Raw genomic sequence first — 14,257 nt, 5'->3', positions numbered from 1 at the left:
GGAACTAATGCGATTAGATAAATTACTGTCGAATATGGGTTACGGGTCACGCAAGGAAGTTAAGTTGCTTCTAAAGCAAAAAGCAGTGACAGTAGATGGCGCATATGTGAAGGATGCAGCATTACATGTTGATCCTGAAAAGCAGGAGGTTTCTGTATTTGGGGAGCGTGTGAACTATACAGAGTTTGTATATTTTATGATGAATAAGCCTCCAGGCGTTATTTCTGCAACAGAGGATTTACGAGATGAAACCGTCATCGATTTGTTAGAGCCTTTACATCAGCATTTCCAGCCTTTCCCTGTTGGTCGCCTTGATAAAGATACAGAGGGATTATTGCTAATAACAAATGATGGTTCTTTAGCACATAATTTATTGTCTCCTAAAAAACATGTGCCAAAGGTTTATTATGCACAAATAGAAGGAATTGTGACTGAGGAAGATTGTGAGAAATTTGCTCAAGGTGTTGAGCTAGATGATGGTTATGAAACCAAACCAGGAGAGCTCATCATATTAAAATCTGCTCAACAATCTGAAATTGAGTTAACGATTCAAGAAGGTAAGTTTCATCAGGTGAAGCGTATGTTTGAGGCTGTTGGAAAACGTGTAACCTATTTAAAACGTCTATCAATGGGCAACCTAAAGCTAGATGACAGTTTGAAATTAGGTGAATATAGAGAATTAACGGCTGAAGAACTAGCCTGCTTACAAAATAGGGATTAGAGAATTCCTCGATGCTAACGACGATTAGTATCGGGGTATTTTTTATATACATACTTATACCAGTAACTGTATAATTAATGTAACCTATGTTAAAAGCTATTTAGTCTATGGTACTAAAAATCACTAAAAGTTTCGAAAAAAATGATGGTGAAAATAAGTAGAGGACACGTTAATGAAAAACCTAAGAATTAAATTATTAATATCTTTAATTGCTTTTGCATTAGTACTAGTTGCTGTAATTTTTTATTTCAATAGGCAAATACTTACATCTGATATCAAAAAACAAGAAGTTATGAATAGAACATTAATTGAAAATCATATTTTGACAGATATGCAAACGGTAGATAATGCACATTTTTATTTTGATAAAACTCTCTCAGAGAAAATGGAAACGGTATTACGAAACCTAATTACATATTATGAAGAAAACCCTCATATAGCAAAGTGGGACTTGGAGAAAATAAAAAACGAGCATGGAATGGATGTGTACATACTCGATCAATCAAATACTGTAATTTATACAACTTTTGAAAAAGATAAAGGTTTAAATTTTTCTCAATGCTGCACACGTTTTTCTGCTTTACTAGACGAACGTCGAATAAGTGGGGAATACTATGTTGATGGTATAGATATTTCAACAACTACTGGGGGATATCGAAAATTTGGTTATTTAGCAACACCTGACAAGAAATATTTATTCGAGGTCGGTATAGACTTACTTAAAGATCCTGTATTCCAAACTTTTAACTTCGAAAAGACAGCTGACTATTTAATTGATAAATATGCTGATTTATTAGAAGTACAAACGATAACGGCGGGAGGGGTTTTCTTTAAGGATTCTAAATCTCGTAAAACTGTAAATGATCAACCGAAAATATTTCAAGAGCATTATAAGCTGGCCAAAGAAACGATGAAGCCAACGGAATATCAAAAGGAGTTTGAAAATGGTTATATAGAAAAGTACCGTTTTTTACCTTATGAAGCAGAAGCGGAAAAGATTCGGGGAGAATCCTCTAAAAGAGTTGTATATGTAAAATACGGTAATTTCACAGAAATTAGAGCGCTTACTAAAAATACAAAGCAGTTTCGAATCTTACTGTTTATTGCCTTAGTAACTTCTTTCATCATGCTATTAGTCATCAATAAACTTCTTTCCAAAACGATTCATCTCGCAACATATGATCCATTAACGAATGTTTATAATCGTGCTACCTATATTAGAAAAATGGGCAATTTATTAAGGAAAAGGAAGACGAATCAACCAGGTTTATTGTTGTTAGATTTAGATAATTTTAAACAAGTAAATGATCGATTTGGACATGTTGAAGGTGACAAGATCCTGATTGAAACAGCTAGAACTTTAAAACGAGAAGTAGGGAAAAATGGCTTTGTTGTTAGATTTGGTGGAGATGAATTCGCAATTGTATTATATGATACGGAAGATGAATATATGGAAAAATTAGCGCATTCTATTTTGGAGAAAATTCATCACTTGAAGTTTGCGGATAAAATTTCTGTTGATAAATGGTCTGTGCTTTCAGTCAGTTTGGGCGGTGCCATTTGCAGTCATCCAGATGAGTCAGAAAGAAGCTTATTTGAGCGCGCAGATAAGGCATTATATCAATCGAAAAATGCTGGTAAAGACCAATACACCATTTATGAAGAAGTTACAGTTGAGGGAGAAAGTTAAAGCCACTTTAAAATTTTGGATATAATTGTAAAACTAATCATTAGCTCGCTCCAATCCTATTAGTAAGTTCAAGCAAGTATATCAAATGCTTGAGATTCGCTGATAGACATGGAGCGATTTTTTTATTTGAATGTTAACTCCTTAATAACCCGATTGGTGAAGACTAATAATCAGTCGAGGAAAGAACTCGCTGATAAAATTTATCCCTGTTGTGGCTTATGATTTGATCTGTAAAATATACAACTACATAAAACAAGAACAGCAATAACCGCAAACATTGCATCCATGTAATGTGTTAAAAGCCACCCGCCAATAATTGGTCCAATAAAGCCGCCTAAATTTTTAAATTGAGCTGCTCCTAAATAGACACCCTTTTGAGTATCAGGCGCAATTTCATCAATCAAGATGCTCATAGTTGGAAAGGCAAAAATTTCACCAATCGTGAATATAACCATAGCGATCATATATAGTGGGTAGTTATTCGAGAAGCCGAATAGTAAAAGGCCAAATGCAAAGAACAGAATTCCTACTAATAGCGTAGCCGAGGATGAAAAACGTTCTGAAAGTATACTAATCGGCAATTGAAGTAATAATACAACCGCTGCATTTAGTGAAATTAATACAGAATAGAGCTTGGCACCTTCTTCGATTTTAAGTTCAATGATTTGTGGCAGTGTCGAATCAAATTGAGAGTAACCAATATTTATTAAAATTGCCCCGAATATAAAGCTTAGTAGTACACGATTCGTCAAAAGTATCGTGAAGGTTTGCAGTATTTTTGTAGGTGTTGGAGCTTTTGGTTGCTGCATCTCATAGTGATTTAAAACTAAAAATAAAAATAAAGCATAAATAATATACATAATTCCTGTCAGCATAAACGGAATACTTGGGCTAGACAATTGAGAAATATAAACACCAATAACAGGACCGATGACAGCTGCTATGTTAATCGCTGTATAGCGAAGCGAGAACAATCTTTTCCGTTTTTCCACAGGCGTAAAATCAATCATTAATGCTTGTGTCGAGGGTTCAAAGAAGGAGCGACATAAGCCATTTAAGGCATTCAATGCTACGAAGAGCCAAACCGTATGCGCTGTTGCAAAGCCAAAGAATACAATGCTCCAAACAACAATAGTAAGTAAAATGATGCTTTTCCTGCCAAACCGGTCAGTTAGATAACCACCAAAGAATCCTCCTACAGTGGAGATTAACGGTGCAATACCAATCGTCAAACCTATTTGTAAAGGGGATGCTTCAATTTCGTTATGTAAGTAAATGGCTAAAAAGGGCATTGCCATAAAACTTGCTATGCGTGTAAAAATAGTTCCACCTAAAATGATCATAACTAGAGGATGAAACAGTTTAGAAAGCTTCATAAAAATCCTCCTTTCAAAATGTAGAGTGTTTCGATTTTAACGGATTGTTAAGTAATTGTAAATAGTAGGAAAAATAGTTTAATATAACACCGAGGAAGCAAATGTTGTAAAATAAATGAATTCTTAGCGAATATAGTGCTTGTATAAATACGGTTCATCACCATAATGTGTGGTTGATTTCCGTTCCGACTGGGCGCTTTGTAGCTGCTGCTTTTGCTTTCGCGCAGTTAAAACAATTTGCCGCTGCCGCTACGCTTTCGCACAGAGTATAGCTTTCTGGGGCATCCGATGAGCCGCTCAAACCAACAGATGTCATCCTCAACTTTAATGATGAGCTAATGAATATTTATCGTTAGAGGGAAATTTCACTAAAAGTAACCGTGATTTTTTTGGAGTATTTGCTTGGTAGTTTGATAAATTGTGGGGAATCAAAAAAAGTAGAAAACAAAAAAAGAATGACCACGACGAAAGGTCATTCTTTTCCAATACAAAATGTTTTACGTGTTATACGTAAAAACTAAGACGTCAATTTCACTTTTTTCTTCGTCGTTGTCCATTTGCCTCGACTTGGACTCATCACCAAATCGTTAAAGGCTAACACGTTCAAATCTCTTTGAACGGTGCGAGGAGTGATACTAAACTCTTCGACTAAATCCTGTGTAGACACGGTTCCTTTGTCTAAAATAAACATGTACACATCTTTAATACGATTAAGCATTCGATCAGTAGTTGGTTTCATAAATGAACCACTCCTTCATCTTAATTCTCTTGGCAAAGACTAGCGGACGACAATATGTGCGGAGTGCACTTAGGCTAATAAGTAGCTGCCTTAGACATCCCCTTTTCTAATTTTATATTCAGAAAAATAGTTCTGATAAGTTCATTATATAGAAAAACAAGTCAGTTTTCTAGTGAATGCAAGAGGAATTTACAAATCAGACATAAAATTTTCACTGTATTTTGTGGGAATAAGTGAAAAACGTGCTATATGTGGTAGTGATTGAAGTAAGTTTTTGAAAACTTGCCAGAAAGATGATTGTAAATTATGTTGTAAAGAGTAGAATAATGTTATTACTTTAGAGGAGGTACATCATATGGATTGGTTACAAGCTGCAAAGGAAAGACAAGATGAATTGATACAAGATTTACAGGAGCTTGTGCAAATTAATAGTGTTCTCGATGAGAATACGATCACTACTGAAGTACCTTTTGGTGATGGTCCATTAAAGGCTCTTGAATGGTTATTAACAAAGGGCGAAGCTGAAGGATTACAAACTAAAAATATTGATAATTATGCTGGTCACATACAGATGGGCGAAGGTGACGATTTATTAGGTATTTTATGTCATGTTGACGTGGTACCAGTTGGTGATGAAACAGATTGGACATACCCACCCTTTAGCGGCACTGTAGCAGATGGAAAGCTATTTGCTCGTGGTGCAATAGATGATAAAGGCCCAACAATTGCAGCATGGATGGCCATGAAACTTGTCAAGGATGCAGGTATTGAGCTTAATAAAAGAGTACGTATGATAATCGGTACGGATGAAGAAACTGGCTTCCGCTGTGTCGACCACTATTTTAAACATGAGGAAATGCCGACGATTGGCTTTGCACCAGATGCGGATTTCCCGCTCATCAATGCTGAAAAAGGCATTGCAGAGCTAGTGTTCTCTCAAAATAGAACCGGCGATGCTTCGAAAGAACAGCTATTACTATTTAATGCTGGAAAGCGACCAAATATGGTACCGGATTTTGCAAAAGCAACAGTTCAATTTGTTTCCGAACAATTCGAACAGAATTTTCACACATTTTTAAGCAAAAATCAGCTAGAAGGCTCTTTATTAATCGAGGGTTCTCGCTATATAATAACTATCAAAGGTAAAGCAGCCCACGCAATGGAGCCGGAAAAAGGTGTCAATGCAGCTGTTTATCTTACAGCATTTTTACAACAAGAGTTGACGACAGAGGCAAGTAAGCAATTTGTCGACTTTGTCGCAGATGTTTTTTATCAAGACCATTATGGCAATAAGCTTGCTTTACAATTCGAGGATGCAATGTCTGGTAAAACTACATTAAATCCCGGAATTGTAACTTACGATGTAACTAAAGGTGGTAGCCTGGTCATTAGTATGCGCTATTCTGTCACATATCCGTTTGATGAAAAAATCACGGAAGCACAACCTTTAGCTGTGGCAAAAGGATTTTCATTGGACATTCAAGATGACTCTAAACCTCATTATGTAAGCGAGGATGATGAATTTATCCAAACTTTAGCAGATATCTATAGACGTCAAACAGGAGATTATGAAACGCCTTTATTGTCTACTGGTGGTGGTACGTATGCGCGTGTTATGAAAAAAGGTGTAGCATTTGGCATGCTATTCCCAGGTGAACCTGATGTAGCGCATCGTGCGGATGAGTTTGTTGTCATTGAAAATCTTATAAAAGCAACAGCTATTTATGCTGAAGCAATTGTTGAACTTGCAGGAAATAAATAAATTAGATATGAAAAGGATGAACGAAACATGGCATATTCATTATGGAATGATCAAATCGTAGAAGAAGGATCTATTACAGTCTCTCCAGAAGACAGAGGTTACCAATTTGGTGACGGCATTTATGAAGTAATAAAAGTATATAACGGAAATATGTTCACAGCACAAGAACACATTGATCGTTTCTATGCGAGTGCCGAAAAAATTCGTCTTGTCATCCCTTATACTAAAGACGTATTACACAAATTATTACATGAACTTATTGAAAAAAATAATTTGGAAACAGGCCACGTTTACTTCCAAATCACACGTGGTACAACTTCTCGCAATCATATTTTCCCAGATGCAAGTGTTCCAGCTATATTAACAGGGAATGTTAAAACAGGCGAGCGTTCATATGAAAACTTTGAAAAAGGTGTTAAAGCTACCTTTGTAGAGGATATTCGCTGGTTACGTTGTGATATCAAATCATTAAACTTATTAGGTGCTGTAATGGCAAAGCAGGAAGCATCTGAAAAAGGTTGCTATGAAGCTATTTTACATCGCGGTGACATCGTAACAGAATGTTCATCAGCAAATGTTTACGGCATTAAAGATGGTAAGCTATATACACACCCTGCAAATAACTTCATTTTAAACGGTATTACACGCCAAGTTATTTTAAAATGTGCTGAGGAAATTAATTTACCTGTTATTGAAGAACCAATGACTAAGGCTGATTTATTAACAATGAGTGAGATCATTGTGTCATCTGTATCTTCTGAAGTAACACCTGTTATCGATGTTGATGGTAACAAAATTGGCGCTGGAGTTCCAGGTGAATGGACTCGTAAATTACAACAAGCATTCGAGGCGAAATTACCGCTTTCTATTTAATGGAAAATAAATGTAAGAGAGCTACCCTAAACTTTAGGTAGCTCTCTTTTTCTATAGAACAAATTATGGATGTTTTCTCCTGGAACGTCATGTAAAATAAAAACGATGACTACAGTTGTAGAATGATTGCCATCGGGATTTAATTTCAATGAGCAAATGTCGATGTAATGTATGCAATTGTCTATTTCTCTTCATTTAGCAATGATTGCGACAGCACAATTACGCCAAGGCGAATTGATATTGCGATTGATTTGCTTTCTAAGCAAGAGTGGAGAAATTAGCAAATTAGATATAGGGCGAGTAAGATTGGAGTGACCAAAACACATGGCACAATTGGTGAAATTACAAGATTATATTTCACGCTATCAAATTGATTTAGCAAGATATCCAACACAGTTTGTACGCTTAAAGCAAAGTCAATGGGAACGTGTTAAGCGACAGTGGGAGTTAGGAGAAGAAATTAGCGAGTGGCAACATAACGACGGCGGTTCAGAAAATGATTCTTTTGAGGAAAAAGAAAGGTTCTCTTTATTCAAAAAAATATTTGCCGGTCGTCAGAGGGAAGAAATTGAGGATATTGAAGAGGTCGAAATAACGAATGAGCTAGTGAGTGATGAAGATAGCATACCAGAAGAAGAAACAACTTTAACATTTGAACCAAAAATTGTTTATGCACCACAATCTATTCATGAATTAAAACGAATGTTTATCGATCAATTTTTCCATTTCCAAATGAAATGGGCAAGTTCAACACTCCGTGAAAAGTCGTATGTGGATCCTCGTTTTATGCGTGATCCCCTGTTGCGAAATTTGTTACAAAAATTACCGGATAACTATTTGCTTTTTTATTATCCTATTTTACAAATTAGAAAAGCACCTATAGAGCTTGATGTCGTGCTAATGTCACCGACAGAATGTATTTGTATAACAGTACTAGAAGCTGAAAATCAAGCAGTTTATGTAGGAGGCAGTGAGCGATTCTGGATAAAAAAAGTAGGGACGAAGGATTCAAAAGTACTTAATCCAATGATAAGTTTGAATCGTATGGAGTCCGTATTAACTCAATTATTTAAGCAGGACAATATAAATATGCCGATTCGCAAGGTTATTTTATCACAGAATGGCTATTTCGATTATCCAGGTTCACCTTACGGAATTCAATTTGTTGATCGTCGAAATTATGGAGAATGGATGGAGCATTTAAGGAAAGTTTCCTCTCCTATGAAGCATATGCAAATTCGTGCTTCTCAAACGATTTTAAGCAATGTACAAACAACTTCCTTTAATCGAGATATTTGGCAGCAATCTTCTCAACCAGCCGGGGATTAGGTAATGCAAGTATTATTTATTGTGAATGAAGCAGCAGGGCACGGTAAAGGTAAAAAAGTTTGGCATCGTCTTCAACAGCATTTAACAATTAACTATGACGTCGCCTTTACAGAATATGAGGGACATGGGCAAGAGCTTGCGAAAAATTGGGCGCAAGATGCTCAAACAAAAAAATTAATTGTTATTGTTGGTGGTGACGGCACAATACATGAGGTTGTTAGTGGCGTTGTACATAATAAATTAATAATTATTGGTGTAGTTCGTGCTGGTTCTGGAAATGATTTTGCACGATACTTTTCTACATTTCAAGATGCCGTTCAAATTGAAAACTATATACAAAATGAAATGGTTTACCTCCCAATGGATGTTGGTGCCGTTCGGCTTGGAGATTATCAACAAGAAATATTTGTCAATAATGCGGGTGTGGGCTTTGATGCATTTGTCACTAAACGTATTAATACATCTCGTTTGAAGCTTTACCTCAATAAAATAGGGCTCGGTAAGCTATCCTATGCTGTGGCTGTTGTAAGAGGACTTTTTAGTTTTAGACGCTTTGATGTAAAGATACAAGCGGACAATCAAGAATGGCACTTTCAACAGGCATGGTTTGTTGCAATGTGCAATCAACCTTATTTCGGAGGGGGAATGAAAATTTCACCTACTTCTAAACCTGATGATGGTCAAATCGAAATAACAATCGTTCACGGTATTTCCCGACTTAAATTATTACTAGTATTTGTCACTGTGTTTTTTGAAAAACATACAAAATTTAAAGAGATTACTTTTTTGCAAGGCCATCAATTTAACATTTTCGTGCACGGAAATGACGTTGATTGTCATACTGATGGTAACTATATTGGAGAAATAAGAGAGGGAACGAGGATTCATAGTACAGTGCAACGCGATGCTTGGCAGGTACTATCGGAGGAACATTGAAAAAAATGGTCTTTCACTAAAAGTTGGAGATGACAATTGTTAAACTATGCTATGCATAAAAGTTGATTGGAGTGGAGACTGGGTGACTCCTTGAGGATTAGCGATATAGAGGAACGAAGGCTAAAAACATCACGTCCTGTGATAACGCCTTCGTGACCAACATCCTATTGGCCCGAGACCCTGGAGCGAAGCGGCTCATCGGACTCCTCCAGGAAAGCGCCCAGTCGGATCGGAAATCAACCCTACGCTATAGTGATGAGTCTGAAAAATACCATTTCGCAATAATTTCATGCGAATTTAATAGTAATACGTTATACTATAAAAAATTAATAATTTCATGAAAAAGAAATGAGGAAGAAAATTGAGATTAAGAAATAAGCCTTGGGCGGAGGAAATGATTACGGATCATCCAGAGGTGATTGTTCCAAATCCTGAAGACTTTAAAGGAAATTGGCAGGCTGTTTTCGGAAATGACAACCCAATACACATTGAAGTAGGTACTGGGAAAGGACAATTTGTCACAGGTATGGCCTTACAAAATCCAGATATAAATTATATTGGCATTGAGCTTTATGATAGTGTAATCGTTTGTGCATTGGAAAAAATTTTAGAGGCTAAATCTCCAGCGAATTTACGACTATTAAAAGTAAATGGCGCAGATTTAAATAAATATTTTGAAAAAAATGATGTAGACCGTGTGTATCTGAATTTCTCAGATCCTTGGCCAAAAACGCGCCATGCTAAGCGACGTTTAATGCACGAGGGTTTTTTGAAATTATATGAGTCGATTTTGGTGGATAATGGGGAAATCCATTTTAAAACGGACAACCGTGGTTTGTTTGAGTATTCATTAATGAGTATGTCTGAATATGGTATGTTACTTAAGTATGTATCACTCGACCTACATGCGAATATGCCTGAGGATAATGTTATGACTGAATATGAGGAGAAATTCTCTGCTAAAGGACAGCCAATTTATCGTCTAGAATCGCAATTCTTAACTAACTAGGGGGAGAATGGATGGATCAGTTAAAGTTTCACAATATGTCATTATCATGGCTAAACGGGGGTGTCACTTGCCTTGATGGCGGTGCTATGTTTGGGGTTGTGCCAAAGCCACTTTGGGCACGCAAATATCCAGTCAACGAAAAAAATCAAATCGAGTTACCAACTGAGCCGATATTAATTCAATATGAAGGCAAAAATTATATTATTGATACAGGCGTTGGTTTTAACAAATTAAATGAAAAGCAGCTACGTAACTTTGGGGTAACTGAGGAGTCAACATTAGCGGCTAGTTTACAGGAGTTAGGATTAACAACTGCTGATATTGATGTAGTATTAATGACGCATTTACATTTTGACCATGCTGGAGGTTTAACGCAATGGGAAGATGATGTACTTGTGCCAACATTCCCGAATGCAAAAATCTTTGTAACGAAAATTGAGTGGGATGAAATGCGTGAGCCAAATATCCGCTCGAAAAATACGTATTGGAAAGAAAACTGGGAGCCAGTTCAGCACTTAATCGAAACGTATGAAGGTACTTTAGAGGTAGCTCCGGGTATTGAAATGATTCATACTGGTGGTCATAGTGATGGACATGCCATTATAAAATTGACTCAAAATGGCGAAGTATTATTGCATATGGCAGATATTATGCCAACACATGCACATCAAAATCCGTTATGGGTTTTAGCGTATGATGATTATCCAATGACGAGTGTCTTTGCGAAGGAACGTATAATGAAAGAGGCGCTGGCGAATGGCTACGGCTTTATCTTCTACCATGACGCGTATTATCGCATGATAAAATGGGATGAAACAGGTAAAGAAGTTGTAGATAAATTAGAACGTGGCAGACAAGCTGTTATTACATTCTAAATAAAAAACGTGTGAACCTTTTGCGTTCGCACGTTTTTTTATTGCTGTGTAGAAAAGTATTGAACAATGAAATTAAGGTAAATAAGTGATTGGGGAAATATAGGTTTATTAGTAGCTGATAGAAAGAATTTTTTGATATTTTACTAATGTATGACTATTTTAACTGATTGTAGCGTAGGGCTACTCGACTCCCGCGGGAAAGCGAGTAGCCCGTAGAGGAAATCAGAGCCTTTAAATTAATTAGAGTAGATAAATAACTAAAATATGGCTCTTTGGTAAAACTACATTATGGTCTGTAGCCTAATTCCCCTTTTTTTTGACACTTTTTTCGTGAACATTTTGGAAAATATGATACACTAAAAACTATACTAAAACATAAAAGAGAGTTGAAAATACATGGCAACGGAGCAACCATTTTTACCAGTATTACTAGGATCAGATATGAATGCATATGGTATGGCACGTGCATTTTATGAGGCATATGGAATTAAACCACTTGTATTAGGACGTTCACATTTAACGGCAACACAAGACAGCCATATCATAAATTTCCAAGAAATTGATCGCTTAAATGAACAGGATGTATTTGCACCTGCACTTGCAAAGGTCGCAAAAAAGTATTCTGATAAAAAACTATTGTTGTTAGCGTGTGGAGATGATTATGCAAAGCTTATTATCAAAAATAAGCCAGCATTACAGGAACATTTTACAGTACCATATATTGACGAATCATTAATGGATGAAATTTTATTAAAAGAAAATTTCTATAAAATGTGTGATAAGTACGATTTTAAGTATCCAGGTACGACGACTGTGACAGCTGACAATTACGAAAACTTTACACCACCTTTTGAATATCCAATTATTTTAAAGGCATCGAACTCGGTGGAATACTGGGCATGTTCATTCCCAGGTAAGAAAAAAGTGTTTGTTGCACATGATGAAGCGGAAAAAACAGCTATCTTAAAAGCAATCTATAGCTCAACTTATCAGGATACAATGATTATTCAAGAATTCATCCCAGGTGACGATTCTTATATGCGTGTATTAAATGCATATGTAGGGAAAGACGGCAAAGTGAAGCTAATGTGTCTAGGAAATCCAATCTTAGAAGAGCATTCACCTGAAGGAATTGGTAGTTATGCAGCAATCGTTACAACATACGATAAAGAATTAATGGATCAAGTACGCTTCTTCTTAGAGGATATCGGTTATACTGGCTTTGCTAACTTCGATATGAAATACGATATGCGGGACAAACAGTATAAGCTGTTTGAAATCAATTTGCGTAATGGCCGCTCAAGCTACTATGTTACAGCAAGTGGTCATAATTTAATGAAATATGTAGCTGATGACTATATGTTAAATATTGAGCAAGAAGTAACTTATGTTCAGGATAAGCATTTATGGATGATTATTCCTAAAGGTGTATTATTTAAATATGCATCTAATGAAAAGCTTAAACTGGAAGCTAAAAAATTAATTCGTGAAGGGAAATATACAAACTCCCTTTACTATAATCAAGATATGAATGCGAAACGTTGGGTGAAGCTAACGTTAAATAATTTAAATTATTATCGAAAGTATAAAAAGTACTTTAACAATAAAGGTTTGACTGAATAAAACAAAGAAGCCATCTCAAATAACTGAGATGGCTTTTTCATAGAATTGGAAAACAAAATGATTAAGGAGAAATTTATAAAAGTTGTACTTTTTTAAATGTGAGTTATTTCCGTTCCAGGCTACTCGATTTCCTGTGGGCGAGCGTCGAGCCGCTTCCTCCGCTTACGCTCCGTGCAGGGTCTCGCCTGTCTCGCTTTCCCACGGGAGTCGAGTAGCCTTCCACTCCAATCAGCAGTAGCGTATAATTCATTTCAAAAGTGAACGATATGGCTACTCACTATAATTGAACAGAATAGATTTAAAACAGTGACTCAATTATAAATATATTATTATTGTAGTAATTTAAATAAGTATTTGTTACTATCGCTACATTATCATTGAGCTTTCGCACAGATACATTGTTGCTGCCGCTTCGCTTTCTCACAAAAAAATTTGCTAAAGTTTTGTTTGATCACTATAAACTATAGTAAGATGCCAGAAGATACACTCTATGTTAAGTGGTTGATTGGAGTGGAGACTGGGCGACTCCTTGGGGACTAGCGTCTCATCGGACGCCCCCAGGAAAGCGCCCAGTCGGAACGGAAATCAACCTCTCGTTTTGTTGAAGAACCACACCTTAATTTGATGGACATAAAATTTTTTCATAACAAGGAAGAAGCCATCTCAAATAGCTGAGATGGCTTCTTTTGTAGTCTATAATTTTTGTTCGCGTATTACTGTGTAAGGTTATACTTCTTGTAATTCTACTACAACACCTGAGCGAGCGTCAGCGGCAAATTCAAATGTTTGCATTTCACCCTCGTGTAAACGAGAGATACCTCCACGGTATACAGGAATAGTCATAATGCCGTTTGAGAAATTGTCTGTTTTCATAAAAATCCATGAACCGTCAATCGGTGAATCTTTTTTAAATTCCTTTTTTATGTTTTCGAGTACTTGTCCTGCAGGTACATACGGAGAAACCTTTTCACTTGCTTCTTTAACAATGACTGCGGCAGCAAGGCCAGTAGCAACACCAATTAAAAAATCACGTAATTTCATGCTCTTTTCCTCCTTTTTCTATAGGTTCATTTTAACATAGCATATAGAGTGAATGCACGTTCACACGTTAGCACTTTTTTAGGAAATGTATCATATTTGCGAATTAGGCATTTGTAGCTGAGGCTTCGCTTTCGCACAGATAAAAACTTTAGCGACATGGGACACACTGTGAAGATGAACTCCATGTGCACTTATTCCGCTACTCATTGGAAAATGGGAGTCTTCCGCTGGATATAGATAAATATGTTACAATGGACAAGGAAGAATATTCTACTTCGTGGGG

At 36.3% G+C, this 14,257-nt stretch carries 12 protein-coding genes; 9 read left to right on the top strand and 3 right to left on the bottom strand.

Features of this window, described 5'->3' with window-relative positions; genetic code table 11:
• The first annotated feature begins 7 nt into the window (after window positions 1-7).
• Both ACVYAD_RS16195 and ACVYAD_RS16190 read left to right on the top strand, forming a co-directional pair.
• Window positions 8-721, top strand: a complete 714-nt coding sequence (locus tag ACVYAD_RS16195) for a pseudouridine synthase (protein ID WP_349659142.1) — start codon at window positions 8-10, stop codon at window positions 719-721.
• A 172-nt stretch (window positions 722-893) separates the two neighbouring features.
• Window positions 894-2,411, top strand: coding sequence for a GGDEF domain-containing protein (locus ACVYAD_RS16190; RefSeq protein WP_476427130.1), 1,518 nt, complete (start codon window positions 894-896; stop codon window positions 2,409-2,411).
• 200 nt (window positions 2,412-2,611) lie between these two features.
• On the opposite strand, the gene ACVYAD_RS16185 is transcribed toward ACVYAD_RS16190, so the two are convergent.
• A complete protein-coding gene (locus ACVYAD_RS16185) occupies window positions 2,612-3,787 on the bottom strand; it encodes an MDR family MFS transporter (RefSeq protein WP_476427129.1) in 1,176 nt (391 codons plus the stop codon).
• A gap of 517 nt (window positions 3,788-4,304) precedes the next feature.
• Complete coding sequence (locus ACVYAD_RS16180) at window positions 4,305-4,526, bottom strand: DeoR family transcriptional regulator (protein WP_049667439.1); 222 nt, start codon at window positions 4,524-4,526, stop codon at window positions 4,305-4,307.
• 355 nt (window positions 4,527-4,881) lie between these two features.
• On the opposite strand from ACVYAD_RS16180, the gene pepV reads away from it, so the two are divergent.
• From pepV to ACVYAD_RS16145, 7 genes are all read left to right on the top strand, one after another.
• On the top strand, window positions 4,882-6,288 hold the full coding sequence (gene pepV, locus ACVYAD_RS16175; RefSeq protein ID WP_349659145.1) for a dipeptidase PepV: 1,407 nt from the start codon (window positions 4,882-4,884) through the stop codon (window positions 6,286-6,288).
• A gap of 27 nt (window positions 6,289-6,315) precedes the next feature.
• Window positions 6,316-7,161 (top strand): D-amino-acid transaminase, encoded by an 846-nt coding sequence (gene dat / locus ACVYAD_RS16170; protein WP_349659146.1) that lies wholly within the window; start codon window positions 6,316-6,318, stop codon window positions 7,159-7,161.
• Between the two features lie 324 nt (window positions 7,162-7,485).
• Window positions 7,486-8,490: a nuclease-related domain-containing protein gene (locus ACVYAD_RS16165; RefSeq protein WP_349659147.1), complete on the top strand. Its 1,005-nt coding sequence runs from the start codon at window positions 7,486-7,488 to the stop codon at window positions 8,488-8,490.
• 3 nt (window positions 8,491-8,493) lie between these two features.
• Entirely contained in the window at window positions 8,494-9,426 is a 933-nt protein-coding gene (locus ACVYAD_RS16160) for a diacylglycerol/lipid kinase family protein (protein ID WP_476427128.1), read from the top strand.
• A 361-nt stretch (window positions 9,427-9,787) separates the two neighbouring features.
• Window positions 9,788-10,435, top strand: coding sequence for a tRNA (guanosine(46)-N7)-methyltransferase TrmB (trmB, locus tag ACVYAD_RS16155; RefSeq protein ID WP_349659149.1), 648 nt, complete (start codon window positions 9,788-9,790; stop codon window positions 10,433-10,435).
• 11 nt (window positions 10,436-10,446) lie between these two features.
• On the top strand, window positions 10,447-11,310 hold the full coding sequence (locus ACVYAD_RS16150; protein WP_386830358.1) for a YtnP family quorum-quenching lactonase: 864 nt from the start codon (window positions 10,447-10,449) through the stop codon (window positions 11,308-11,310).
• A gap of 396 nt (window positions 11,311-11,706) precedes the next feature.
• The gene (locus tag ACVYAD_RS16145; protein ID WP_476427127.1) at window positions 11,707-12,933 is read left to right on the top strand and encodes a carboxylate--amine ligase; all 1,227 of its coding nucleotides are present in this window, start codon (window positions 11,707-11,709) and stop codon (window positions 12,931-12,933) included.
• A 726-nt stretch (window positions 12,934-13,659) separates the two neighbouring features.
• Here the strand turns inward: ACVYAD_RS16145 and ACVYAD_RS16140 are convergent.
• Window positions 13,660-13,974 (bottom strand): peptidase M4, encoded by a 315-nt coding sequence (locus ACVYAD_RS16140; protein ID WP_053485038.1) that lies wholly within the window; start codon window positions 13,972-13,974, stop codon window positions 13,660-13,662.
• Window positions 13,975-14,257 lie beyond the last annotated feature (283 nt).

The sequence above is a fragment of the Lysinibacillus sp. G1-3 genome, from assembly GCF_056322905.1.
The sequence above is the reverse complement of the archived record's forward strand: the minus strand, read 5'-3'. Positions and strand labels throughout refer to the sequence as shown.

Bases quoted from the DNA above. Each gene is read 5' to 3' on its own strand.
- ACVYAD_RS16160 (WP_476427128.1), top strand. From the start codon at position 8,494: ATGCAAGTATTATTTATTGTGAATGAAGCAGCAGGGCACGGTAAAGGT.
- dat (WP_349659146.1), top strand. From the start codon at position 6,316: ATGGCATATTCATTATGGAATGATCAAATCGTAGAAGAAGGATCTATT.
- ACVYAD_RS16140 (WP_053485038.1), bottom strand. From the start codon at position 13,974: ATGAAATTACGTGATTTTTTAATTGGTGTTGCTACTGGCCTTGCTGCC.
- ACVYAD_RS16145 (WP_476427127.1), top strand. From the start codon at position 11,707: ATGGCAACGGAGCAACCATTTTTACCAGTATTACTAGGATCAGATATG.
- ACVYAD_RS16180 (WP_049667439.1), bottom strand. From the start codon at position 4,526: ATGAAACCAACTACTGATCGAATGCTTAATCGTATTAAAGATGTGTAC.
- ACVYAD_RS16185 (WP_476427129.1), bottom strand. From the start codon at position 3,787: ATGAAGCTTTCTAAACTGTTTCATCCTCTAGTTATGATCATTTTAGGT.
- ACVYAD_RS16165 (WP_349659147.1), top strand. From the start codon at position 7,486: ATGGCACAATTGGTGAAATTACAAGATTATATTTCACGCTATCAAATT.
- ACVYAD_RS16190 (WP_476427130.1), top strand. From the start codon at position 894: ATGAAAAACCTAAGAATTAAATTATTAATATCTTTAATTGCTTTTGCA.
- ACVYAD_RS16195 (WP_349659142.1), top strand. From the start codon at position 8: ATGCGATTAGATAAATTACTGTCGAATATGGGTTACGGGTCACGCAAG.
- ACVYAD_RS16150 (WP_386830358.1), top strand. From the start codon at position 10,447: ATGGATCAGTTAAAGTTTCACAATATGTCATTATCATGGCTAAACGGG.
- pepV (WP_349659145.1), top strand. From the start codon at position 4,882: ATGGATTGGTTACAAGCTGCAAAGGAAAGACAAGATGAATTGATACAA.